This window comes from Arcobacter vandammei (genome assembly GCF_016106035.1).
Classification (GTDB): Bacteria; Campylobacterota; Campylobacteria; order Campylobacterales; family Arcobacteraceae; genus Aliarcobacter; species Aliarcobacter vandammei.
Genome location: NZ_JADKPZ010000014.1, coordinates 1 through 23,307 on the forward strand (window position 1 = coordinate 1; position 23,307 = coordinate 23,307).

The 23,307-nt window shown below is 27.8% G+C and carries 26 protein-coding genes and 2 pseudogenes; 11 read left to right on the forward strand and 17 right to left on the reverse strand.

Annotation, left to right across the window (positions count from 1 at the left end; translation table 11 throughout):
* Positions 1–218 precede the first annotated feature (218 nt).
* Positions 219–914, forward strand: a complete 696-nt coding sequence (locus tag IQC44_RS08570; RefSeq protein WP_198305952.1) for a Bax inhibitor-1/YccA family protein — start codon at positions 219–221, stop codon at positions 912–914.
* On the opposite strand, the gene IQC44_RS08575 is transcribed toward IQC44_RS08570, so the two are convergent.
* Positions 915–1,610 carry a methyltransferase gene (locus tag IQC44_RS08575; protein ID WP_198305953.1) on the reverse strand — a complete coding sequence of 232 codons (696 nt, stop codon included), beginning with the start codon at positions 1,608–1,610 and terminating at the stop codon, positions 915–917.
* Positions 1,611–1,696: 86 nt separating this feature from the next.
* Here IQC44_RS08575 and secG point away from each other — a divergent pair.
* From secG to IQC44_RS08605, 6 genes and pseudogenes are all read left to right on the forward strand, one after another.
* Positions 1,697–2,041: pseudogene (secG, locus tag IQC44_RS08580) on the forward strand (preprotein translocase subunit SecG); the annotation flags it as partial.
* 18 nt (positions 2,042–2,059) lie between these two features.
* Positions 2,060–3,001, forward strand: a complete 942-nt coding sequence (locus tag IQC44_RS08585; protein WP_198305955.1) for a polysaccharide deacetylase family protein — start codon at positions 2,060–2,062, stop codon at positions 2,999–3,001.
* Between the two features lie 10 nt (positions 3,002–3,011).
* A complete protein-coding gene (gene frr / locus IQC44_RS08590) occupies positions 3,012–3,569 on the forward strand; it encodes a ribosome recycling factor (protein WP_198305956.1) in 558 nt (185 codons plus the stop codon).
* A 2-nt stretch (positions 3,570–3,571) separates the two neighbouring features.
* The gene (gene pyrE, locus IQC44_RS08595) at positions 3,572–4,180 is read left to right on the forward strand and encodes an orotate phosphoribosyltransferase (RefSeq protein WP_198305957.1); all 609 of its coding nucleotides are present in this window, start codon (positions 3,572–3,574) and stop codon (positions 4,178–4,180) included.
* Positions 4,180–4,665, forward strand: a complete 486-nt coding sequence (locus IQC44_RS08600) for an RDD family protein (protein ID WP_198305958.1) — start codon at positions 4,180–4,182, stop codon at positions 4,663–4,665. The genes pyrE and IQC44_RS08600 overlap by 1 nt, the downstream gene beginning before the upstream one ends.
* Positions 4,666–5,745, forward strand: a complete 1,080-nt coding sequence (locus tag IQC44_RS08605; protein WP_198305959.1) for an MFS transporter — start codon at positions 4,666–4,668, stop codon at positions 5,743–5,745. It abuts the gene before it with no gap.
* 21 nt (positions 5,746–5,766) lie between these two features.
* Here IQC44_RS08605 and IQC44_RS08610 read toward each other — a convergent pair whose 3' ends face one another.
* The 10 genes and pseudogenes from IQC44_RS08610 to IQC44_RS08650 all read right to left on the reverse strand — a co-directional run bounded on the left by IQC44_RS08610 (position 5,767) and on the right by IQC44_RS08650 (position 15,006).
* The gene (locus tag IQC44_RS08610) at positions 5,767–6,735 is read right to left on the reverse strand and encodes a zinc transporter ZntB (RefSeq protein WP_198305960.1); all 969 of its coding nucleotides are present in this window, start codon (positions 6,733–6,735) and stop codon (positions 5,767–5,769) included.
* A 13-nt stretch (positions 6,736–6,748) separates the two neighbouring features.
* Positions 6,749–9,580, reverse strand: coding sequence for a type I restriction endonuclease subunit R (locus tag IQC44_RS08615; RefSeq protein WP_198305961.1), 2,832 nt, complete (start codon positions 9,578–9,580; stop codon positions 6,749–6,751).
* Between the two features lie 9 nt (positions 9,581–9,589).
* On the reverse strand, positions 9,590–10,351 hold the full coding sequence (locus IQC44_RS08620) for an Abi family protein (RefSeq protein WP_198305962.1): 762 nt from the start codon (positions 10,349–10,351) through the stop codon (positions 9,590–9,592).
* 146 nt (positions 10,352–10,497) lie between these two features.
* Positions 10,498–11,490: a restriction endonuclease subunit S gene (locus IQC44_RS11780; protein WP_338078988.1), complete on the reverse strand. Its 993-nt coding sequence runs from the start codon at positions 11,488–11,490 to the stop codon at positions 10,498–10,500.
* A gap of 24 nt (positions 11,491–11,514) precedes the next feature.
* On the reverse strand, positions 11,515–11,664 hold the full coding sequence (locus tag IQC44_RS08630) for a hypothetical protein (protein ID WP_198305964.1): 150 nt from the start codon (positions 11,662–11,664) through the stop codon (positions 11,515–11,517).
* Positions 11,661–11,831, reverse strand: a complete 171-nt coding sequence (locus tag IQC44_RS08635; protein WP_198305965.1) for an ORF6N domain-containing protein — start codon at positions 11,829–11,831, stop codon at positions 11,661–11,663. The genes IQC44_RS08630 and IQC44_RS08635 overlap by 4 nt, the downstream gene beginning before the upstream one ends.
* Before the next feature lie 122 nt (positions 11,832–11,953).
* Positions 11,954–12,682, reverse strand: coding sequence for a DUF3800 domain-containing protein (locus IQC44_RS08640; protein WP_198305966.1), 729 nt, complete (start codon positions 12,680–12,682; stop codon positions 11,954–11,956).
* A gap of 9 nt (positions 12,683–12,691) precedes the next feature.
* Positions 12,692–13,855: pseudogene (locus IQC44_RS08645) on the reverse strand (type I restriction-modification system subunit M); the annotation flags it as partial.
* A 15-nt stretch (positions 13,856–13,870) separates the two neighbouring features.
* A complete protein-coding gene (locus IQC44_RS11560) occupies positions 13,871–14,254 on the reverse strand; it encodes a type I restriction-modification system subunit M N-terminal domain-containing protein (protein ID WP_228286309.1) in 384 nt (127 codons plus the stop codon).
* 5 nt (positions 14,255–14,259) lie between these two features.
* Positions 14,260–15,006, reverse strand: coding sequence for a YaaA family protein (locus IQC44_RS08650; protein ID WP_198305967.1), 747 nt, complete (start codon positions 15,004–15,006; stop codon positions 14,260–14,262).
* A gap of 104 nt (positions 15,007–15,110) precedes the next feature.
* Between IQC44_RS08650 and IQC44_RS08655 the strand changes: the two genes are divergently transcribed.
* The gene (locus IQC44_RS08655) at positions 15,111–15,956 is read left to right on the forward strand and encodes a YitT family protein (protein WP_198305968.1); all 846 of its coding nucleotides are present in this window, start codon (positions 15,111–15,113) and stop codon (positions 15,954–15,956) included.
* A gap of 20 nt (positions 15,957–15,976) precedes the next feature.
* Here the strand turns inward: IQC44_RS08655 and IQC44_RS08660 are convergent, their stop codons facing one another.
* The 3 genes from IQC44_RS08660 to IQC44_RS08670 all read right to left on the reverse strand — a co-directional run bounded on the left by IQC44_RS08660 (position 15,977) and on the right by IQC44_RS08670 (position 17,538).
* Complete coding sequence (locus IQC44_RS08660) at positions 15,977–16,390, reverse strand: YchJ family protein (protein ID WP_198305969.1); 414 nt, start codon at positions 16,388–16,390, stop codon at positions 15,977–15,979.
* Positions 16,391–16,465: 75 nt separating this feature from the next.
* On the reverse strand, positions 16,466–16,831 hold the full coding sequence (locus IQC44_RS08665) for a ComEA family DNA-binding protein (RefSeq protein ID WP_198305970.1): 366 nt from the start codon (positions 16,829–16,831) through the stop codon (positions 16,466–16,468).
* Between the two features lie 50 nt (positions 16,832–16,881).
* Positions 16,882–17,538 (reverse strand): Crp/Fnr family transcriptional regulator, encoded by a 657-nt coding sequence (locus IQC44_RS08670; RefSeq protein WP_228286310.1) that lies wholly within the window; start codon positions 17,536–17,538, stop codon positions 16,882–16,884.
* An 85-nt stretch (positions 17,539–17,623) separates the two neighbouring features.
* Between IQC44_RS08670 and IQC44_RS08675 the strand changes: the two genes are divergently transcribed.
* The gene (locus IQC44_RS08675; protein ID WP_198305971.1) at positions 17,624–17,980 is read left to right on the forward strand and encodes a nitrous oxide-stimulated promoter family protein; all 357 of its coding nucleotides are present in this window, start codon (positions 17,624–17,626) and stop codon (positions 17,978–17,980) included.
* Here the strand turns inward: IQC44_RS08675 and ung are convergent.
* From ung to IQC44_RS08690, 3 genes are all read right to left on the reverse strand, one after another.
* Entirely contained in the window at positions 17,970–18,620 is a 651-nt protein-coding gene (ung, locus tag IQC44_RS08680; protein ID WP_198305972.1) for a uracil-DNA glycosylase, read from the reverse strand. The two genes, IQC44_RS08675 and ung, sit on opposite strands and share 11 nt — an antisense overlap.
* Before the next feature lie 75 nt (positions 18,621–18,695).
* A complete protein-coding gene (locus tag IQC44_RS08685) occupies positions 18,696–20,087 on the reverse strand; it encodes an aldehyde dehydrogenase family protein (protein WP_198305973.1) in 1,392 nt (463 codons plus the stop codon).
* Between the two features lie 78 nt (positions 20,088–20,165).
* A complete protein-coding gene (locus tag IQC44_RS08690; RefSeq protein ID WP_198305974.1) occupies positions 20,166–21,818 on the reverse strand; it encodes an acetolactate synthase large subunit in 1,653 nt (550 codons plus the stop codon).
* 319 nt (positions 21,819–22,137) lie between these two features.
* Here IQC44_RS08690 and IQC44_RS08695 point away from each other — a divergent pair, with 319 nt between their 5' ends.
* Together IQC44_RS08695 and IQC44_RS08700 are read left to right on the forward strand one after the other, a co-directional pair.
* Positions 22,138–22,785, forward strand: coding sequence for an HAD family hydrolase (locus IQC44_RS08695; protein ID WP_198305975.1), 648 nt, complete (start codon positions 22,138–22,140; stop codon positions 22,783–22,785).
* 61 nt (positions 22,786–22,846) lie between these two features.
* The gene (locus IQC44_RS08700; RefSeq protein ID WP_198305976.1) at positions 22,847–23,284 is read left to right on the forward strand and encodes a Dps family protein; all 438 of its coding nucleotides are present in this window, start codon (positions 22,847–22,849) and stop codon (positions 23,282–23,284) included.
* The last annotated feature ends 23 nt before the right edge of the window (positions 23,285–23,307 follow it).

Sequence of the window (23,307 nt, forward strand, 5' to 3'; positions counted from 1 at the left end):
TTTTAAAGAACTTAATTTTAAACCGTATCGGTCAAATTGGACGGGAATTATAATAGGATTTTTTAGCTTTGTCAAGAGGTTTAACTTAAATTTAGCTTAAATTTTGGGATTCTTTTTGATTTACCTTTTATTTACTAAATTTATATATTATAATGTCCATACTTAATAAAATTTATTAAGTGAAATTTTGTTTTAAACTTTATAATAAGGAAGGGAAAATGTACAACAGAGATTATTTAACTAATCAATCATCTGAATATTCACAAGAATCATCTCAAGCTTCGATAATGAGTTTTCTAAAAGCTACTTATCAACTTTTTGCTGGTTCACTTTTAGCTGCAACTGCAGGAGCATATATAGGATTAGGAATTGTTAATATTTTAGCAGGTCCAATGAAATGGGTTCTATTTGCAATTGAAATTGCTTTAATTTGGTTTGTAATTCCAAGAGTTAAACATACTCCAGGTGTTAATTTGGCTGTATTATTTGTATTTACATTTATAACTGGTCTTACAATAGCACCTTTATTGTATTCAATTTTTGCAATGCCTGATGGTGCAGCTATTGTTGGTCAAGCATTTTTAATGACATCAATTGCTTTTGGTGGAATTTCAATGTTTGCCATGACAACTAAAAAAGATTTTAGTTTTATGGGTAAATTTTTATTTATTGCTTTAATTATAATGATTGTTGCAGGAATTTCAAATATTTTTATTCAATCATCTATGATGCAACTAGTAATAGCAAGTGGTGGTGCTTTACTTTTCTCTGCATTTATTTTGTATGATACGCAAAATATAATCAAAGGAAACTATGATTCACCTGTTGAAGCAGCACTTTCTTTATACTTAGATTTCTTTAATCTATTTATATCTTTACTTCAAATTCTAGGAATTATGAAAAGCGAAGATTAATTAAAGGCTAGACTTTCTAGCCTTTATAAATATAACTTCAAACTCTAAATAATTTAAATCATACTCTTTATATAGTTTTTTTGCCTTTTCAAAAGACAATTCACTACTTCCACTAACACCAGATTTTTTAATATAATCAAACAACTCTTTTTTATTATCAAACTCTAATTTATATGCAATTGTTTCAAACTCACAAATAAAATATTTTGAAAATGCATCTTTGATACTTTTTTCATCTAAAATTGGAGAGTTGTTGTTTGTTATTTCTTGTATTGTTTTAAAAGTATTAGAAGTAAATAAAACAGCATTTATCTCATCTGTTATATCTTTTAATGTACAAACTATTTTTTCCAAATTATTTGACCATTGAAGAGCAGAAGATGACAAAACCATATCATATTTATCTTGTTTTATAAAATCAAAAAACTCAACACTATCAAAATTTAGGCATTCTATCTCAAGGTTTTCTGCCTTTGGATGAAGATTACACATCTCTTGTGAGCCATCAATTGCTAGATATTTTTCAAATTCCCAAGATATATTTGAAAAAACTTGTCCACTACCACAACCTATTTCCAAGATTTTTTTTGGTTTTGTTTTAAGTTCTCTTACAAGTGATTTTGCACAGATTTGCTGGATGATATTGTATGATCTATACTCTTTGGCATATTTTGAAAATTGGTTTTTTACTTGCATCTATCTTTTTTGTTATTTTTATTTTAACAATATTTTAACAAGTTTTAGATAAAATAGACACCATTTTTAAAAAAGGAATATAGATAATGACATCTACACTTTTAATAGTTCAATTTGTTTTAGCAGTACTTATTGTAATTGTTGTATTACTTCAAAAAAGTTCAAGCATGGGGCTAGGAGCTTATAGCGGAAGCAATGAATCACTTTTTGGGGCAAAAGGTCCTGCTAATTTTTTATCAAAAGCAACTATGATTTTAGGTTTAGTATTTGTTTTAAATACACTTTTCTTAGGTTATACATATAATCAAGAGAGAAATAAAAGTGCTATTGATAAAGTAAATCAAGAGTCTTTAATACCAGCAAATCCTATTCCAGTACAAACTGCACCAACGGCTCCAGTTGCACCTACAACTGAAAACAAAGTTCCTGAAAGCAAATAGTTTTAAGCAATGAAGTATTTTTTACTTCTCTTTTTTTTACCTTTGTATCTCTTTGCAGATGCAAAGGTTTTTGTTTATCATAGATTTGATGACTCAAAACACCAAAGCACAAATACAAGTTTAAAAGAGTTAAGAAAAAACTTTGAATATTTCAAAAACAATGGTTATAAAGTTGTAAAGCTTGAAGAGATTTTTGAAAAACTAAAAAACAAAGAAGAGATTCCTTCAAACTGGGTAGCTTTTACTATTGATGATGCTTATAAAAGTTTTTATCAAAATGGTTTAAAAGTTTTCAAAGAGTATAACTACCCTTTTACACTATTTGTTTATGTTAAAGCAACAGATGATAAATATGGCGATTTTATGACTTGGGATGAGCTAAAAGAGACTTCAAAATATGGAAATATTGAACTTCACTCATATAATCACAAATCATTAGTAAAATTAAGCAATGAAGAGATTATTGAAGATACAAAAAAGGCTGCTTTAATATTTGAAAAAAATATGGGCTATAAAGCTAAATATTATACTTACCCTTATGGTGAATATGATGAAAAATCTAAAGAGATTTTAAAAACTTTTGGCTTTGAGGCAATTTTAAATCAAAACAATGGTTCAATCAATAAAAATAGTGATATTTTTGATATAAATCGAATAGCTCTTGTTGGCAATGTTGATATAAATGAAAAAATAAAATACAAAACATTAGATGCAACTTGGATTGAACCAAAAGAGTATCCAAAAGATGGTATTTTAAAAGATATTAAAGTACAAATTGACCCAAGTATTAAAAATGCAAAAATCTTTGTATCAACTTATGGTTGGCAAGATGTAAAAGTAAATAATGGTATAATTGAACTTAAATTTAACAAAAAGCTAAACCTAGCTAGAAATAGAGTTGCTGTTAGTACAGATTATTATACTATTTCAAATAAATTATTAATTAAATAAAGGAGAAACTATGTTGAGTGAAGTTTATTCACAAACTAAAGAGCAAATGGAGAAATCTATTGATGCTTTAAAAAGAGATTACAAAACTCTAAGAACTGGTAAGGTAAATGTAAATATTTTGGATAATATCAAAGTTGATTATTATGGAACAATGACTGATTTATCACAAGTTGGTTCTGTTTTGGCAACTGATGCAACAACAATTACAATTAATCCTTGGGAAAAAAATCTTCTAAGTATTATTGAAAAAGCTATTCAAACTGCAAATATTGGAGTAAATCCAAACAACAACGGTGAAGTAATTAAACTATTCTTCCCTCCAATGACTGTTGAACAAAGACAAGAAACTGCAAAACAAGCTAAAGTTATGACTGATAATGCAAAGGTTGCTATTAGAAACATTAGACAAAATGCAAATACAAAAATTAAAAATATGCTAAAAGATAAAGAGATAACTGAAGACGATAGCAAAAAAGCACAAGATGAAGTTCAAAAAATCACTGATGGTTTTGTAGCAAAAGCTGATGAAACTCTAAAAACAAAAGAAAAAGAAATTTTAACGGTATAAATATGAATATAGAACAAATTTATAAAAACTCTGATGCTCTACTTGAGGGGCATTTCAAACTAAGTAGTGGTAACCACTCACAATTTTATCTACAAAGTGCAAAAGTTTTGGAAGACCCAAAAACTGCTAAACTTTTGGCTGTTGCATTAGCAGATGAGATAAAAAAATCTGGAATTAAAATAGATGCTGTTTGTGCACCTGCTTTAGGTGGATTAATAGCTGGTTTTGCACTTGCAACTGCTTTAGATGTAAGATTTATTTTTGCTGAAAGAGTTGATGGACAAATGAGTATTAGAAGAGGTTTTGAAGTAAAATCTGGTGAGAAATACTTAGTTTGTGAAGATATTATTACAACTGGTGGAAGTGCTTTAGAGGCGGCTGCTTGTATCACTCAAGCTGGTGGAGAAATCGTAGCTTATGCAGCACTAGCCAATAGAGGATTTTGCCAAAGAGTTGGAAGTGATTTAAGCAGAAAAGACAACTGTAAACTTCCACTAGATAAACCTTTCTTCGCTTTAGAAGATTTTGCTTTTGATATGTATAGCCCTGATAATTGTCCACTATGTAAAGATGGAAGTGTTGCTATAAAACCAGGAAGCAGAGGAAATTAATGGCAAAGTGGAGAGATGTTAAAAACAATAGAGTTTCAAAAGAGAATTTAAAAAAAGACTCTTTTAACTCTAACTCTTCACAAAACCTAGCAACATTAGCTCAAAGATTTAAAGCATTTTTAACTGATTTTTTTTTAATCACTACTCCAATTATGTATATTGTTATTTATATAATTATGGGAAGTGGTGATGGATTTGCTCAAAATAGAACTCTTGGTTGGAGTATTATTTTGGGTACTACATTTGTGATTATTGGAATTTTTTGGCTTAAAAATGGTCAAACTCCAGGATTAAAATCTTATGATATAAAACTTGTTGATAATAAAACAGGAGATAGAATCTCAGTTTTACAAGCTCTTGCAAGATATATTGCAACTTTTTTTGCGATTATTTTAATAGCTCCACTTTTTTACTGCTACTTTAATAAAGATAGAAAAACTTTTCAAGATATAGTTTCAAATACAAAAATAATCAAACAAAACTAAATGCTATTTTTTAATATTTCAGCTTTTTATTTCTTCTATTTTGCTGCTGTTGGAATTTATGTAATATTTTTACCAAAGGTTCTAAGCGATATTGGTTATAGTGCTTTTGATATTGGTATTATTTTAGCGGTTGCTCCTTTGATGAAGTTTTTAATGCCATTTTTGTTTTTAAAACATATTAGTTTAAATAAAGAGATGTTTAAAAAAGCTCTTTTCTTAACAGTTTTAACAGTTGCACTTTTTTATCTTACAATAGAGAATTTTTATATATTTATGCTAAATAATGCCGTTTTAGCGGCTTGTTTATCTTTGATTTTGCCATATTTAGAAGTTAGTACCGTTACACTTTTGGGAAAAGATAGATATGGGAAAGCTAGGCTTTTTGGCTCTATTGGATTTACTATTATTGCTTTGGTTTTGGCTAAAGTTCTAACAACTCCTTTTGTGGCACTTCACTACTATTTAGCTGTTGTTGTATTTACAGTTATTTTTGCTCTGCTTTTACTAAAGCATGATTTTGAAGACAAAATCAATCAAACAAGCGATGAAGTTTTCTCATTTTTAAAACATCTTGCATTTTGGGTAAGTATATTTTTTATGCAAGTAAGCTTTGGAAGTTTTTATAACTTCTTTACAATATATGAGCTAGAGCATGGGCTTTCACTGGAGACAATCTCATATTTGTGGGCTTTTGGAGTACTTTGTGAGATTTTAATGCTCTATTTTCAAGCTCCAATTTTAAAAAACAATCTTCTAAGCATAATAAAATTTTGTGTAGGAATTACAGCTTTTAGATGGTTACTTCTGTACTTGTATCCAAATTCACTAGAAATTGTATATTTTACTCAAGCAATTCATGCCTTTTCATTTGCTCTATTTCACAGTGCAGTTGTGATTTATCTATACTCTCTTTATGATAATAAAAAACTAGCACAGCAGTTTATGTTTGGTGTTGGATATGGTTTGGGTGGATTTGTTGGGGCTTTGTTTTCAGGTGCTGTGTATGGAGAAAATCTATTTTTATATAGTACATTTTTTGCTCTTTTATCTTTTATATCTCTTTATTTTATAAAAAAATAATATTTGGCTTTTTGGCAAATATTAAATCCACTTACTTCTTTTAAATATATAAAATTGAAAACTCACAACAAACAGTAAAATCAAGCTAAATATATAAAAGGCATTTTCATTCGATGCACCTGGAATTCCACCAACATTTATCCCTAAAAGTCCTGTTAAAAATGTAAGTGGTAAAAAAATAGCTGAAATTATTGCCATTATGTACATTTTATTATTTAATTCATGGCTTAATCTATTTGTTAATTCATCTTGAATTAAAGTTATTTTATCTCTAATTGCATCGAGTTCTTCTATATGTCTTATTAATTGGTCGTTTGTCTCTCTTAGCTCATTTTTTTGATACTCATTTAACCATGAAATTTTTTCATTGTAAAGTTTTATCAAAGCATCTTTTTGTGGGGCTAAATATCTTTTTAGAATTATAATCTCCTTTCTAATTCCTAAAATATCAATTCTTTGTTCTTTATCTTTAATTTCAAAAATATCATCTTCTAAAATATCGCTTCTATCATGAATATTTTCAATTACATTATCTATTCTATCTATCATTTTATAGGTAAGTTCAACTAAAAATTCTGAAGCACTTTTTACTCCAATACCTTGCTTTAACTCATTAATCATCTCTCTAACAGACAAAATATCTCTTCTACTACAACTAATAATTAAGTTTTCAGATATAAAAAGTCTAATAGATTTCATATCTTCAGGCTTTGAATTAGGGTCAAGATTTACACCTCTTAAAGCCAATAGTAAATTATCTCCTAAAACTATGGTTCTAGGTCTTGTTTCATCAGCTAAAAGTGCATCTATTGCAATATTATCTATTTTACTTTTTTTGCTAATCCACTCTTTTGCTTCGCTTTTTGTGTAGTTAAAATGTAACCATAAAAGCTCATTTGCTTTTTTATATTTGGGTATTTCATCAATATTTATCTCTTTTGCAGAACCCTCTTTGTCAAGTACAAAACCACAAAAAACCTTTGTTTTCATCTTCTATCCTATATTATATTTTCTCATAAAACTTCTCAACAAACTCAACAATCTTATCTAAAACTCTAGTTACAATTTTTTTTCTTTCAAGATATTTTGGAGCATCAATTAAAGTTTTTGCTACATCATTTGCAAGTGGAACTCTTTGTTCATAAATATATGTTTCTATTACTTTTTTTAACTCATCAGGTTTTAAATTTTCATCTTTTACTATAATATCAAATGCTTTTTGTTTTTCCACATCCCAAAACTTATCAAACTCATCTTCAATATTTTCAACATCTACTATATTTACAAGGTTTTCATTTATAAACTTCTCAATTAGCTCTCTTTTACTTCTTAGTTGTGGGTTATTATTTAAAATATTAGTGATATTTTCTCTTTGTTTATTTACTTCATCTTTATCTTGCGTATCTTTTAGTTTTCCTAATAGTTTTAAAATATAAACTACATTTATCTCATCTTTATGGATTAACTCTAGCTCAAAATCAACATCTTCTAATATTGAAACTCTCTCTTTATCTCTATTTGTACTAGGTTTTAAATCAAGATATTTACTCTTATAATCTTCAAACTCTTGTTCACTCATTTTTAAATCAGACCATTTAAAATCACTAAATCCACCCAAAATATTTTTAACTCTTAAAAGCTCTCTAAAAGCCTTTACAAACTCTAGTTTTTCTTCTTCTCCAAATAGCTCACCAACACTTTCAACTGTTGGAGCTATTAGTTTTAGGACATCGTATTTCTCATCAAAGCTTTTTACATAACTCTCATAAGGTTGCATAATTATTATCTCTTTTGCATCTTTATTTGAAAAAAGTGCTATTGAATCATCTGTTGCTTGTTTTAGATTTCTAAAACAAACTATATTTCCTTGAGATTTTTGCTCATTTAGTATTCTATTTGTTCGTGAAAATGCTTGTATTAGTCCATGATATTTTAGATTTTTATCTACATAAAGAGTGTTTAATGTTTTACTATCAAATCCTGTTAAAAACATATTTACAACAAGTAAAATATCTATCTCTTTTTGTTTTACTCTTTTTGAAATATCATTATAGTAGTTGTAAAAGCTTTGTGAATCTTTTGTTGAGTATTTACAAGAAAACATTTTATTATAATCTTCAATAAACTCATCTAGTTTCTCTCTTGAGTGCTTGTTTATATGTGTTTCATCTATAAATGCACCTTCAGATTCTTCAAGTTCTACAATTCCTGTTGCATCCTTATCATCTTCATTTGCACTATATGAAAATATTGTTGCTATTTTTAGATTATGCTCTGTTGCCTTAAAAGTTTCATAATATTTTATTAACATATCAACACTACTTACACTCATCATCGCTGTAAACTCTTTTGAGTGAGTTTTTCTATCATGATTTGCTAAGATATAATCAACTATTTTTGTAACTCTATCACTACTTTCTAATAGCTCTTTTGTATCAATATCTTCAACATCAATATCTATATTTGTGGCACTAGATTCTTTTTGTTTATATCTTCCAATATACTCAACACTAAACTTTAAAACATTTTCATCATTTATAGCATCAGTTATTACATATTTATGCAAACACTCATCAAAAAGCTCTTTTGTAGTTCTTTTACCAAGTGCATTTCCTACTGCATTTTCCACAAAAATTGGAGTTCCTGTAAATCCAATCATCTGATTATTTGTAAAGAATTTTGTAATATTAAGATGAGTTTCACCAAACTGGCTTCTATGACACTCATCAAAAATAAACACTATATTTTTATCTTTTATTTTATTCATTTTTTCTAAATAGTGCTTTTTTGAAATAGCAGTATTTAGTTTTTGAATTGTTGTAACAATTAGTTTTGTATCATCTCCAAACTGTTTTACAAGGGTATTTGTATTATCAGTTCCATCTACACTTCCATCACTAAAGCTATTAAACTCTTTTGTAGTTTGAAAATCCAAATCTTTTCTATCTACCACAAACACAACTTTAAATACTTTTGGAAGTTTCATAAGAATTTGTGCTGTTTTAAAAGATGTTAGAGTTTTTCCACTTCCTGTTGTATGCCAAATATAACCATTTTTATTTGTATCTCTAACTCTTTCAATAATAGCTTCAACTGCCCAAAACTGATAAGGTCTTAAAATCATCAAAATTTTTGGAACTTCTGCTAAAACTATATATTTACAAATCATCTTTGATAAATGACACTTTTCCAAAAAGAGTTGTGCAAAATCTTTTAAACAATCTATTCTATTGTTATTCTTATCACTCCAAAAAAATGTTTGTTTGAAATTCATAGCTTCTAGTTTGCTATTTGCATAATATTTTGTATTTACACCATTTGAGATTACAAATAGTTGTATATAGTTAAAAAGTGCATTGTTTGCACCATAAGAGTGTCTTTTATATCGTAAAGTTTGATTAAAAGCCTCTTTTAGTTCTAATCCACTTCTTTTTAACTCTATTTGACAAAGTGGAAGCCCGTTTATTAGAAGTGTTACATCATATCTATTTTTATAAACTCCATTTACACTTACTTGTGAAGTTACTTGAAATATATTTTGACACCAATGTTCAGAATCTAAAAACTCTATATATTTACTAGTTCCATCATCACAAAGCAGGGCAAATTTATCTCTTAAAATCTTTGCTTTTTCAAAAACATTTCCTTTGTTTAGATGATTTAAAACTCTTTTAAATTCATTGTCGCTAAAAGTTGTTTTATTGTGAATTTCAAGCTGTTTTTTTAGGTTATTTTCTAGCTCTTTATCATCTTTTATAACAACTCTTTCATATCCTAAAGTTTGGAGTTGTTTAATTAAATTCTCTTCTAGTGTTGCTTCATTTTGTGGGTTCATATTTCTACCTTAAGTATATTTTAACTTAATAATTTTATGTTCTGAATCTATATTGTTTATCGCTTCTTTTAAGTTAAATCCTATGTGAAGTAATATTAACTCAATATCTTCAATAATTTTATGTCTTCTTTGTCTAGTTTTATGAAATGGTTTGTGGTGTGCATTATCATTTCTTACTTTTCGTATATCTTCAAAAAGTTTTTCAAAAGTTCTTTTTCCTATTTTAGGGAAATTATGTCCATTAGCTATTTTTTCTTCAAATAAATGTGATAAATCTCTCCAAAAATCTATATAAAGCGATTGTAATTGTCCCAGCATAATATAATCAAAGATTTCAAAACTATCTAAATTATTTATATTTTCTCCATCTTGCAATATCTTTTTTGTAGCTTCTTCTAAAGGTTTTTTTATTTTATTTGGAGTTAAAGTTGAATTATGTAACCAATCATCAGAGTTTAAAGAACTATATTTTAATGACAATTCAACTGCACATTTAGAACGAATAGCTGTTTCAAAAATATTGAATAACAAAAACATAACTTGATGTTCTCTAAGATGTTTATTATAAAGGCTCATCAAAAAATTAAAATTTGAACTTATCTCTTTTTTGGGATTATTCTTCTTTATATTATAAAACTCTTTTAATGCAATTTTTAAATAAGCTTGATTGACAACTGTAACCAATTTTTGAAATTTATAATACTCTTTGTCTAAACTATCAATTTGTAAGCTAGAACATAAATTTTCTAAACTTTTTTGATTTATATTCAAATAATTTTTCCTTATTTTAAACATTTTCTTATACTAACTATTATATAATCCCTTTACTTAGGCTTTCCAACGAACAAGCATAGTTTGGTACTGATTTATCAGCCGAAAGCCAAGTCTTCATTTTAAAATTTCACTCATTGCAAATTTCATACAAACATCTGTTGAAAAAGAGATTTTTTAAACTCTTTTGCTTTTTCTAATACTTTTTGGTTTTCTTCTATTTTATCATCTATATTAGATAAAAAGTTTGCTATTTTATTTTGTTCTTCAATGCAAGGTATCTGCAATATAACAGTTCTTAATATACTAAAGTGTCTTTTATATCCTTCAGCTTGAATATTATTGTAAAGTAGATTGTAGTACATATACTTTAGATTATTGCTTTTTATTGTAGTTAATAGTTTAGTACCATCGGCTCCAACAATAAAATCAAAATCAATATATTTTACTATTGTTGTGTGGTCTCCATATACTATTATTTCTCCATTTCGATAAACCTTATTGTCATCGTTACAATAACCCGCAACTTTATTTTGACCTTGGTCTATGACTTTATAAGTCCCTTTTTCAAGAATATCAGTACTTTTAATCTGATATAATTTAGTTGATACTGTTGATAAAACATCTTCTAGCCTTTTATTTTCCCACTTTGAAAACTCATCACCATTATCATCTCTAAATCTAATCTCTTGATTAAATATTTTTTGCATAATAGATTTTTTGTATTGTTGTAAAAGTTCATCTTTTTTAGATAGTTTTTCTATCTTTTCATCAACACTAGTTAAAAAAGAAGCAATTTTTTCTTGTTCTTGTTTTGAAGGAAAAGAAACTAATAGTTTTCTTATATCTTGAAGTTGTAAATCCATAATAGTAGACTGATTAACTTTAGATATAGCTGTTCTATAAAAACTTTGGGTTTTAAATGTTTGGAGTATAAACTGATGACTATACTTTTCATTTGGTACTCTAATAACTGCTATATTTTGTGTTATAGCTATAGGAAAATCTTCATTAACATATGCACTAAGTCCTACTGTTCCTGTTTTTGTTAAGAAGATATCACCTTTTTTAGCTTTAGCTTTTTCTGATAAATCATTATAAGAATCTTCTGAAATCTTTGGAGCAATATCATAATCAATATTTCCACTTCTAAGCTCTCTAGCTTAGATTAAAGGTATTCCCGTTTCAATATAATCAGGTCTTACAGTCAAACCATAAGATATTTGCTTAGATACACTGCCTAATGTTTTTTCTTCCCATTCTCCAATAAACTCTTTAAATCTCAAGTTTGGTACATTTATATTTTTACTCATTTTAACCTATCCAAAATATCAAAGGTCGAAATTTTCGACCTTAAAAATTCATCATCTTCTTTTTTAAGTTCAAAATAAAAATCATTTAGAAATTTAAGACTCATTGAGTCTTGAATTGTAAATTTGGAACTCACTGTGTACCATTTCTTTTTTATATTTTTACTCATTTTTTCTTCTTTCATTTAGGATTAATTCAAAATTAATCCTAAATATATCATAATGCTTTCACTGGATTGCAGATTGGCGATCGGCATTTAGCCTCAGAGGATTCTCTGGGGCTTTTTGCTTTTTAGGGAAATATTTTAAGCCCAACACCATCTACTTTTCCATTTCCATTTTTATGAAACTTATTTTTCAATATTTCATAAGCTCTATTTTCTTGCTCTGGTTTTAAAACTTTTAATCCAATAGGCCTAGCAACCAAATCAGCTAGTTGTAAACCTGCTGAATTACTCATTTTATTTGCTAAAATTATTTCAAAAGGAAAACTAATATTTCGATAATTTTTACTATCACAAATTCTTCTAAACTCCAACTCTAGTTCTAAATCTTCATTTTTTCCTCTTTGTTCTACTACAATATGAGTGATTTTTTTCTCTTCATTTTTAGATTCTAAAAATCTATATGTTCTTTCCAAACAATATTTTAAAGCAATATCATAAGGGCTATATTTTTGACTCATTAGCTTTTCTTTTTGAATTACAGTAGCAATAATTGTAAAATCTTCATTTTCAATTATTTTAGTTAGTTCTTCTAAAAAACTATCTTTTTTATCTTTAGAATTTAATACTCTAAAATACCCTTTATCTCTTCTTATCTCATTTTCATGCAAGATTACCATGTCATGTCCAAAATGTTTAAACTTAAACTCTTTTAGTTTTTCAACAGCACTTTTTGTATATCTATTTTTTTCAAAAATACAAAAAGCTAAAACAAATATCGGATAATCTTTATTTATCGATGTTAAAGAGTGATCACCACTTTCATCAACATAAACTATATAATCACTATAATTCATAACTCTCTCCTAAAACGGTGTAGGAATACCAAGTTCACTGCAAAAAGCTTCTATTGTTTCATCTGTTTTTTTCATACTAATTTCAAGCTCTTTTAACTCATTTGAGACTTTATCTAAATCTATAATCTCTTCCTCTTCAAATGTATCTACATATCGTGGGATATTTAGGTTGTAGTCATTTTCTTTAACTTCATCAAGTAAAGCAACATAAGAGTATTTATCTATTTGTTTTCTATTTTTATAAGTATCAATAATTTTTTCAATATTTTCAGATGTTAGATAGTTTTGATTTTTGGCTTTCTCAAACTCATTTGAAGCATCAATAAATAAAATATTATCACTATTTTCTCTACACTTTTTAAATACTAAAATACAAGTTGGTATTGATGTTCCATAAAAGATATTTGAAGAAAGTCCAATAACTGCATCAAGATAGTTTCTATCTTCTATCAAATATTGTCTTATATGACCTTCAGCTGCTCCTCTAAACAAAACTCCATGTGGCAACACAATAGCCATCGTTCCATTATCATCAAGATGATAAAGCATATGTTGTATAAATGCAAAATCAGCTTTTGAAGCAGGTGCTAATCTTCCATATTGGCTAAATCTATCATCATTTAAAAATAGTGGATTTGCACTCCAGTTTGCAGAAAACGGAGGATTTGCAACAATAGCTTCAAATCTATGTTCCAAATGTTGTGGGTGCTCTAGTGTATCTTCTTGTTTAATATCAAACTTTCTATAATGAACATCATGCATAATCATATTCATTCTTGCAAGATTGTAAGTAGTTCTATTTAACTCTTGTCCATAAAAATTTGATACATCTTCAACCTCTTTGGCAACTCTTAAAAGTAGTGAACCACTTCCACAAGTTGCATCGTAAACTGATTTTAATCTACTTTTTCCAACAGTTACAAGCTTTGCTAAGATTTTAGAAACTTCTTGAGGAGTATAAAATTCTCCTGCTTTTTTACCTGCACCTGCTGCAAATTGTCCTATTAGATACTCATAAGCATCACCAAGAACATCTCTATCGTGATTTTTTAGTTCAAAATTAATATTATCAAGATGATATAAAACTTTTGCAATAAGTCTGTTTTTTGCTTCTTCTGTTCGTCCTAATTTTGTGCTTGTTAAATCTAAATCTTCAAATAGGTGTTCAAAATCATCTTCGCTTTCTGTTCACATAGTTGAAGTTTCTATATGTCTTAATACTTGAGTTAAATCATCTAAAATGAAGTTATTATTTTCACTATTTCCTTTTTTAGCAATTGCAGAAAATAGCTCATTTGGTTTTAAAAAGTAACCAAGTTGTTCAAGACAATCATCTTTTAAACTCTCTAAAATCTCTTTTTGCTCATCATTGTTTTCATCAAGATTTCTAAATTTAATCTCATCTTCTTTTAGTAGTTCATTTGTAAAGTTTTCAATTTTTTCAGAAAGATATTTATAAAATATAAATCCTAAAATATAATCTCTAAACTCATCGGCATCCATTTTTCCTCTAAGCTCATTTGCTATATTCCAAAGTTGCTGTTCAAGTGCTTTTTTATTCTCTTCACCCATTTTATTTATCCCCTAATGTTAATATTATATATAATCTCAGTTTTTAATTTCTGTTTTTTTATCTCTTCAATTGAAAGATTTTCAATCTCCATATTCATTAATTCATCTATACTTTTAATGTTATTTTGAGCTACTAATCTTAATATTATGCCTCTATAAGCTTTTGCAAAATGGCTTACAACTTTTCCATCTTTTATAAATTTCATTGAGAAGTGCGGTTTTTTTATAGTGTAAAACTTCTCATAAAAACCAGCTCTTAAATCCAAAATATCTTCATTTTCTAAAAACTCATCAAGTTTTAAAGAGAAGTTTTCATTATAAAATTTTTCAAGCTTTAAACCCAAAAAACTCTCACCCTGCTTTAATTTATAGTCTGGAATTTCATCATTTGCTGTTAAAACTCCAAAAAGGTTAGAAAAAATCAGTGTATTTTCATCTATATATTTTTTTTCATTCTCATTTAAATTTGAATAATTTAAATAATCATAAGCAACTCCTGTATATCTTTCTATTGCCTTTTTTGTGTTTTGTGAAAAAATATCTTGTCTGTATTTATTTAAAATATCCTCTTTTTTTGTGCCAAAAAGTTTTTCTAGTTGCTCTTTTGAAGCTGTTTTTAAAAAGTCATTATAAGAGTTCAAAATCTCTAATCTTTTACTGTAAAGTTCTGGAAAAATAAAAGAGTTTTTATTTAAAAAATCCCCTTCTCCACCATCAATTTTTGTCTCACTTGGAGAAAATAGTATCTTCATTTTTATCCTTTTTAGCATAATAAAAGTTTATTATATTTTATTATACAATCTTTGCTATAAAACTATTTTTTATACTACTTTACACTTAAAAATTGGAAAAAACTATGAAATCTATTGAAATAAAACAGTATATATTTTTGATACTTGGTGCATTTTCTTTATCTTTTGGAACTGTTGCTTTTTTATCTCCAAATGAGATAATTACAGGTGGAGGAATTGGTATTTCTCTTCTTTTACACTCTTTATTTCCATCTATAACTTTGGGTATTTTAATGGCACTTGTTAGTGTTCCTTTTTTAATACTTGCTTACATATATTTTGGAAAAAAATATCTATTAAAAACCTTTTTGGTTGTGATTTTACTATCTACTTTTACAGATATTTTAAAGCTTTTTATAAAAATAGAACCTATGACAAAAGATATTTTACTAGCTGCTATTTTTGGTGGGATATTTATAGGTTTAGGTGTTGGATTGATTATCAAAGGTCGTGCATCAACAGGAAGCACATCTGTAATTGGTGAAATTGTTGCAAAAAAAACAAAGTATAAAGCAGCTGAAGTTTTACTTTTGATTGATGCTTCTATTATGTTTGCATCTATTTTTGTCTATAACGATATTAATAAATCTTTGTATAGTTTGCTTAGTGTTTATGTTGGAATAAAGGTAATTGATATAATTCTAACAGGTCGCCCATCTAAAAAAATAGTAAATATTGTATCAACAAATGTAGAAGTTTTAAAAGAGCAAATAAGAGAAAAAATAGAAGAACACGGAACAATTTTAACAGGTATTGGACTTCACCAAGGGCAAGAAAAAACTATAATTTATGTAACTGTTGAAGCCTCTAAAATTGAACTTCTAAAAAATCTAATTAGAAAATATGACCCAGATGCTTTTATGATAATCTCAGAAGCAGCTGAGTTTTTGGGAAGAGATAATAGTTTTTAAACTATTACTTCTTTAATTTATTATAAAAATTTTCCATCAACATATAGCCAAATTTCATTCTCTTTTAAAAATCTACTTTTTTCTATGAATGAAATATCTTGATTTCCTTGAAAAAGTGTTGCTTTAAATGTAACAAAACTTTCAAAGCTATCTTCTTGAAAATCTAAAATTTCTAAATTTCTAAACTCTGTATTTATTGAAAAGTTTTCAATATCTTGTTTCCAATTTAAAATATCATTTGTATAATCTTGATTTTCTTTATGAGTTGTTTTTATAATATATTCACTTAAATTTAAAGCAAAAGCACAATATCTTGATTGCATAAGTTCTAGTGCAGTTTTAGGTTTTGCTATATTTTCATGAAATATTTTGCAACATTTTTTATATTTTATTAAACTACCACAAGGGCAAAGAGAGTTTGAATTAAATTTCAAAATTTTCCTTTGTTTTTTGTGGAATTCTAGCATAGGAAAGTAAACTAAAGCCTTTTGGCTCTAGTTTATATTTTATTAGTTTAAAGCCTTATTTAGTTTTTTGTCAGCTTTTTTGTCTAAATTGTCGATCTCTTTATCAACTTTTTTATTTGCTTTTTTAGATTGTTCATCTTTTAAATCTTCAGCTTTATTTGAAGCCTTCTCTTTAACTTTAACATCACCTTTTACATTATCAACAATGCTATCTCCAAAACCTTTTATATTTTTTAAATCTTCAGGATTTGAGATTTTATTTGTTTTTCTATACTCAATTATCTGCTCAGCCTTTTTCTCTCCAATTCCTTTAATACTCATAAGCTCCTCTTTTGAAGCTGTTTGAAGATTAATCGCACCAAAAAGTAAACTACTACCCAAAGCTAAAATAGCTATAATTTTTTTCATCCATTTCTCCTTTAAAATAATGTAAAAAATTATATCATAAAAATAAAAATTTAGATAGATGTTATTAATTTTTTTAATGAGCTATAATCCAAAATTTTTATAAAACCTTTTTCATTTTGAATAATCTCATCTTTTTTAAGTTTTGCTAACTGTCTTGAAAAAGTTTCTGGAGTTATATTTAAAATTTGTGATATTTTTACCTGCTTTAATGTTGGTAGTAAATCTTCATTTTCAAGTAAAAATTTAGCTATTTTTTCCATACTATTTAATGTGATATTGTAATTTATGAAATTTTCTAGGAATTTTATCTTTTTTGTAAGTGATTTTATAAAAAACATTGCAATTTCTGGTTTTTGTAAGAACTCTTCTTTAAATTTCTTATAGTCAATTAAAATAACCTCTGCATCTGTTTCAAAAGAACAGTTTGCTAAAAAATTCATCTCTTCATAATTCATAATCTCTGCTATTAAAGCTGGTCCTACTAAATTATGAATAATCACTTCATTATCCTTAAAATCGTGTGTGTAAAGTTTTGCTATTCCTTTGATTAAAAGATGTAAATATTTTGATTCATCACCTTTATAAAACAGTATTTCTCCTTTCTTATAACTCTTTTTAAAAGATATATCTTTTAATCTCTCTAAATCTTTTGTTTCTAAGAAACTAAAATATATATAATCATTATTTATTTTTGGTATATTTCCCATTTAATTCTCCATTTATTGATGCCTATCAACTTTATATTAACTATTGTATGTAAAAATCATATAAAGTAAAGTAAAAGTGACCAAAATGACCAGTGAAAAGTTTAAAATAGAGATAGATGTATTAAAAAAATTTTATGAACTATATTGTAAAGATAAACATGAAAACCAAACAACAAAGATAGAAACTCACAATTATAGAGGAGTTGAATTCAAATTGGAGCTAACTTTGTGTAAAGAGTGTTTCAAGATAATTAACTACTCTTGCGATAAGCTACAAACTTGCCCACATGAGATAAAACCTAGATGTAGAACTTGTCCAACTCCTTGTTATGGTAAACAAGAGTGGAAAGAAGCTGCTAGAGTTATGAAATACTCTGCAATAAAGTTATCTTTAGGAAAAATCAAATCAAGAGTTATGAATTTATTTGGTTCTACCAAATAATTGGTTCTTTATTTAAAGATTTCAAAATATCATTTGTTTTAGAGAAGTGTTTGCATCCAAAAAAACCTCTATATGCACTAAGTGGACTTGGGTGAACAGCTGTTAAAATATGATGATTTTGTTTATCTATTAAAGAACTTTTTTTAATAGCTGGACTTCCCCAAAGTAAAAATACAATATCTTTTTTATTTTGACTAATATATTTAATAATATTATCTGTAAAAACTTCCCAACCCAAATTTTGATGACTTGCAGCTTTTGCTTCTTCTACTGTTAAAACACTGTTTAAAAGCAATACTCCTTGTGTTGCCCAAGGTGTTAAATCACCATTTAGACAAAGAGATGGCTTTTGTAAATCTTCATTTATCTCTTTTAAAATATTTTGCATAGATGGTGGATTTTTGATATTTGCTGGAGTTGAAAAGGCTAATCCTTGAGCTTGACCAAAACCATGATATGGGTCTTGTCCTAAGATTACAACTTTTAGATTTTCAAGTTTTGTAAGAGAAAAAGCTTTAAATATATTCTCTTTTGCTGGAAAAACTATTGTAGTTTCATATTTTTTATCTATTTGTTCTTTTAAATTTTTATAGTAATCTTTTTGCTTTTCTTGATTTATTACTTCTTCCCAACTATTCATACATTTTCCTAAAATTAAAAATAAAAAAAGCTAAGGTAAAAAACCTTAGCTTTAAAGTATCAAAAAATTCATAAATTATAAAACTGGTGATTTTATAACCATCATTTTTTCTACACTCATATCGTGCATTGAATGTGGTATTCCACCCATTCCAAGTCCTGAAACTTTTGCTCCACCAAATGGCATCCAATCAACTCTAAATGCAGTGTGGTCATTTACCATAACAGCTGTTGCATTCAGTCTTTTTACAGTTTTTAAAGCTGTATCAATATTTTTTGTAAATACTGCTGCTTGGAAAGAAACATCTAGTTGATTTGCTCTAGCAATTGCTTCATCTAAAGTTTTGTATGAATATACACAAACAACTGGTCCAAATACCTCTTTAGTTGAAACTAGTGCATCTTCAGCTGGATTTAAAATAACTGTTGGTTCAAAGCAAGATGCACTTATTCTTTTTCCACCAGTTAAGATTTTTCCACCTTTTGTTACTGCTTCATTTACCCACTCTTCAACTCTATCAACTTCACCATTATTAATTAGTGGTCCAACTTCTGTTTTTGGGTCAAGTTGATTTCCAACTACAAGTTTTGAAGCAACAGCTGCAAGTTTTGTAGCCACTTCTTCACAAATTGACTCTTGTACAAAAATTCTTTGAACTGAAACACAAACTTGTCCAGCATGGTAGAAACCACCTTTTGCTAAGGCTGGTATCATATCTTCAATATCTGCATCAGCTTCAACAATTACAGGTGCAACTCCACCGTGTTCTAAAACAACTCTTGTTCCATCACTAGCTTTTGAGTTTAAGTACCAACCAACGCTCCCACTTCCAATAAATGTTAAAAATGCAGTTTTTGGTGATGTTGCTAGTAGCTCTCCACCTTTTCTGTCACAAACAACAGCTTGAGCCCAACCATTTGGAAGTCCTGCTTCTTTTAAAATCTCTACAAGTCTTACTGCACTCATAGGAGTTTGAGTTGCAGGTCTAATAATAACTGGACAACCAGCTGCAATTGCAGGAATTACTTGATGAACTGCAAGATTAAATGGGTGATTAAATGCTGAAATTGCAGCAACAACACCTATTGGCTCTTTAAAAGTATATGCCATTCTATTTGCACTTGTATTTGTATGTCCCATAGCAACTTCTTTACCCTCAAATACACTAAGGTGTTCAATTGCTATTTTAATACCATTTATTGCTCTTAAAATCTCAACTTTAGAGTCAATATAAGGTTTTCCACCTTCACTTGCACAAAGAATTGTAAGCTCTTCAACTTGAGAACTCATAATTTTCATAACATTTTCTAAAATCTCAACTCTTTTAAATTTTGGTAACCATCCATCTTTATTTACAAAAGTTTTATGTGCTAAATCAATAGCTGCTTCAACTTCTTCAAATGTATTAAAATTTACACTTCCTACTACTTTTCCATCAAATGGTGATGTAACATCTATTTTACTCATTGTTATCTCCTTTTAATTTTTTAAATTTTTCAAATAAAAAAAGGGGCTTTATTTTAAAGCCCCTTTTGACCGTTTAGATTAAACTAAACAAGTTTTTTGTGGTAATAACTCATTTAAGATTGCATGATTTAAAGAGTAATCAACTGCAAGGTCAATTAAGTGTACACCTTTTCCATTTACACACTCTTGTAAAGTTTTTTCAAACTCTTCAACAGATTTTGGTCTATAACCTTTTGCTCCATAAGACTCAGCATATTTAACAAAATCAGGGTTTCCTAAATCTAGTCCAAATGACTCAAATCCCATACCTGTTTGTTTCCATTTAATCATTCCATAAGCATTGTCATTTAAGATGATAACTGTTAAATCAAGTCCAAGTCTAACAGCTGTTTCCATCTCTTGAGAGTTCATCATAAACCCACCATCTCCACAAACACTTACAACTTTTTTATTTGGGTTAATCATTTTAGCCATCATTCCAGAAGGTAATCCAGCTCCCATAGTTGCTAGTGCATTATCAAGTAAAAGCGTATTTGGTTTTGCACATCTATAGTTTCTTGCAAACCAAAGTTTATAAACACCATTATCAAGTGTTACAATATCTTCATCTGCTAAAGTTTGTCTAATAGCTCTAACTGCTCTTTGAGGTAAAATTGGGAATCTATTATCACCAAAATATTTTGACAATCTAGTTCTAATCTCTTCTGCCATTCTTGTATAGTAATCAAAATCCCAGTGAGCTTGAACTTTTATTTTCTCAGTTATTTTTGCAATATTACTTGCGATATCTCCAACAACATCCATTTGCGGGAAGTAAGTATCATCTACTTCAGATGGGAAGAAGTTAACATGCATAACTTTTGTTGCACCCTCTTTATTTGACATAAAAAATGGTGGTTTTTCAATAACATCGTGTCCAACATTGATAATTAAATCTGCTCTATCAATTGCACAGTGAACAAAATCATCTTTACTTAATGCAGCAGCACTTAAACACATTGGATGATTTTCATCAATAACACCTTTACCCATTTGAGTAGAGAAGAATGCCATACCAGTTTTATTTACTAAATCTGTTAAAGTATTTCCTATTCTTGTTCTGTTAGCTCCAGCTCCAATTAAAAGTAGTGGTCTTTTAGCTTTTTCAATCATAGAAACAGCTTCTGCAATAACCTCATCAACTGCTGCTGGATATTTTACATTGTGTACTGGATAAATTGTTGTATCTGCATCTACTGGTTCGTGTGCAATATCTTCTGGTAATTCAATATGAACAGCACCTGGTCTTTCAGTTGTAGCAATTTTAAATGCATCTCTTACAACAGAAGGGATATTGTGAACATTTACAATTTGTTTTGCATACTTAGTCATTGGTCTCATCATTCTTACGATGTCAATGATTTGGAATCTTCCTTGTTTAGATTTTTTAATTGGTTTTTGACCAGTTATCATCATCATAGGCATTCCACCAAGTTGTGCATAAGCTGCACATGTAGCAAAGTTAGTTGCACCAGGGCCTAAAGTTGCTAAACAAACTCCAACTTTTCCTGTAAGTCTTCCATAAGTTGATGCCATAAATCCTGCACCTTGCTCATGTCTTGTTAATATAAGTTTGATATTTGATTTTCTCATAGCTTCTAAGAAATCTAAATTTTCCTCACCTGGAACACCAAAAATATACTCAACACCTTCGTTTTCTAACGCTTTTATAAATAAATCTGATGCATTCATCTTAATTTTTACTCCGTTTTTATTATTTTTTACTAAGACTATATTCAAAATATGAAAATTTTGTAATTTTACATACAACTATTTATCATATTCGATAAACAATTGATATTATAACCATATTCAAACTATACTTTATATAATATTAAGCTTATTTGTAAAACTGCTCTTTTTTAATTAACAAAAAGTTACACTTTTAAAATAAAGCCCTAAAAATGGGCTTACTTTTCTACACATTTTTTATAAGCTTTGTTACTTATTATCACAAAAATTAATTTTGAAAAATAGTTATTTTTTGATAAACTAATAAAAAGGATAGATTATGAAAAATAAAACAACTTTAATTTTTGATTTAGATGGAACACTATTAAACTCTATAGATGATATTGCAATTTGTATGAATGAAGTTCTAAAAAGTTTGAATTTAAGAACTTATGAAATAGCTGAATATAAATATTTTGTTGGTTATGGTGTTGATATTTTGGTTGAAAATGTTTTAAAAGATAATATGGAATTAAAAGAAGAAGTTTCAAAAAGGTTTAAAAAACTTTATGATGATAATCTTCATCAAAATACAAAACCTTATGATGGAATTTTTGAACTTTTAAATGAACTTGTAAAAATAGATTGTAATTTAGCTGTCTTATCAAATAAACCAGATTTAATGACAAAAAAATATGTAAAAGAGATATTTAAAGATTATCCTTTTATAGAAGTTCATGGTCAAAAAAGTGATATTCCAAAAAAACCAGACCCAATAGCAGCTATAAATATTGCGAAAACTCTAAATATTCCTTGCGAAGAGATATATTTTGTAGGAGATACAAAAGTAGATATGCAAACAGCAAAAAGTGCAAATATGAAAGCAATTGGTGTTTTATGGGGATTTAGAGATGAAAAAGAGTTAAAAGATTTTGGTGCTGATTTTATTGTAAAACACCCTTTAGAGATTTTAGAAATTATAAAATAATATTGACAAATAGGTTTTTTGCTTATATAATGGTTACTCATTTTAATATAAAGGATAGATTATGTCGAGTGTAGTAAAACAATTAAAACAAATTCAAGCAGATGCTCATGCATTGTATGTAAAAATTCACAATTATCATTGGAATGTAAAAGGTATGGATTTTCACCCTGTTCATGCTTATACAGAAGGTGTTTATAACCAAATGTCAGAACTATATGATGATATGGCAGAAAGAACAATTATTTTAGGTGATAAACCTTATTTAACTATTGATGAATTAGCAAAAGCTACAAAAATTGAAACAGAAAAAGCTGATAGCTTTAAATCAAAAGAGATTGTAGAAAAAATAATTGCTGATTTTGAATATCTTTTAAAAGCTTTCAAAAAATTAAGCCAAACAGCAAGTGAAGCAGAAGATAAAGGAACAGAAGCTTTTGCAGATGAAAAAGTTGCAAAACTAGAAAAAGATTTATGGATGCTAAATAGCATGTTAAAATAAATAAAAGAGGATTCTTTATCCTC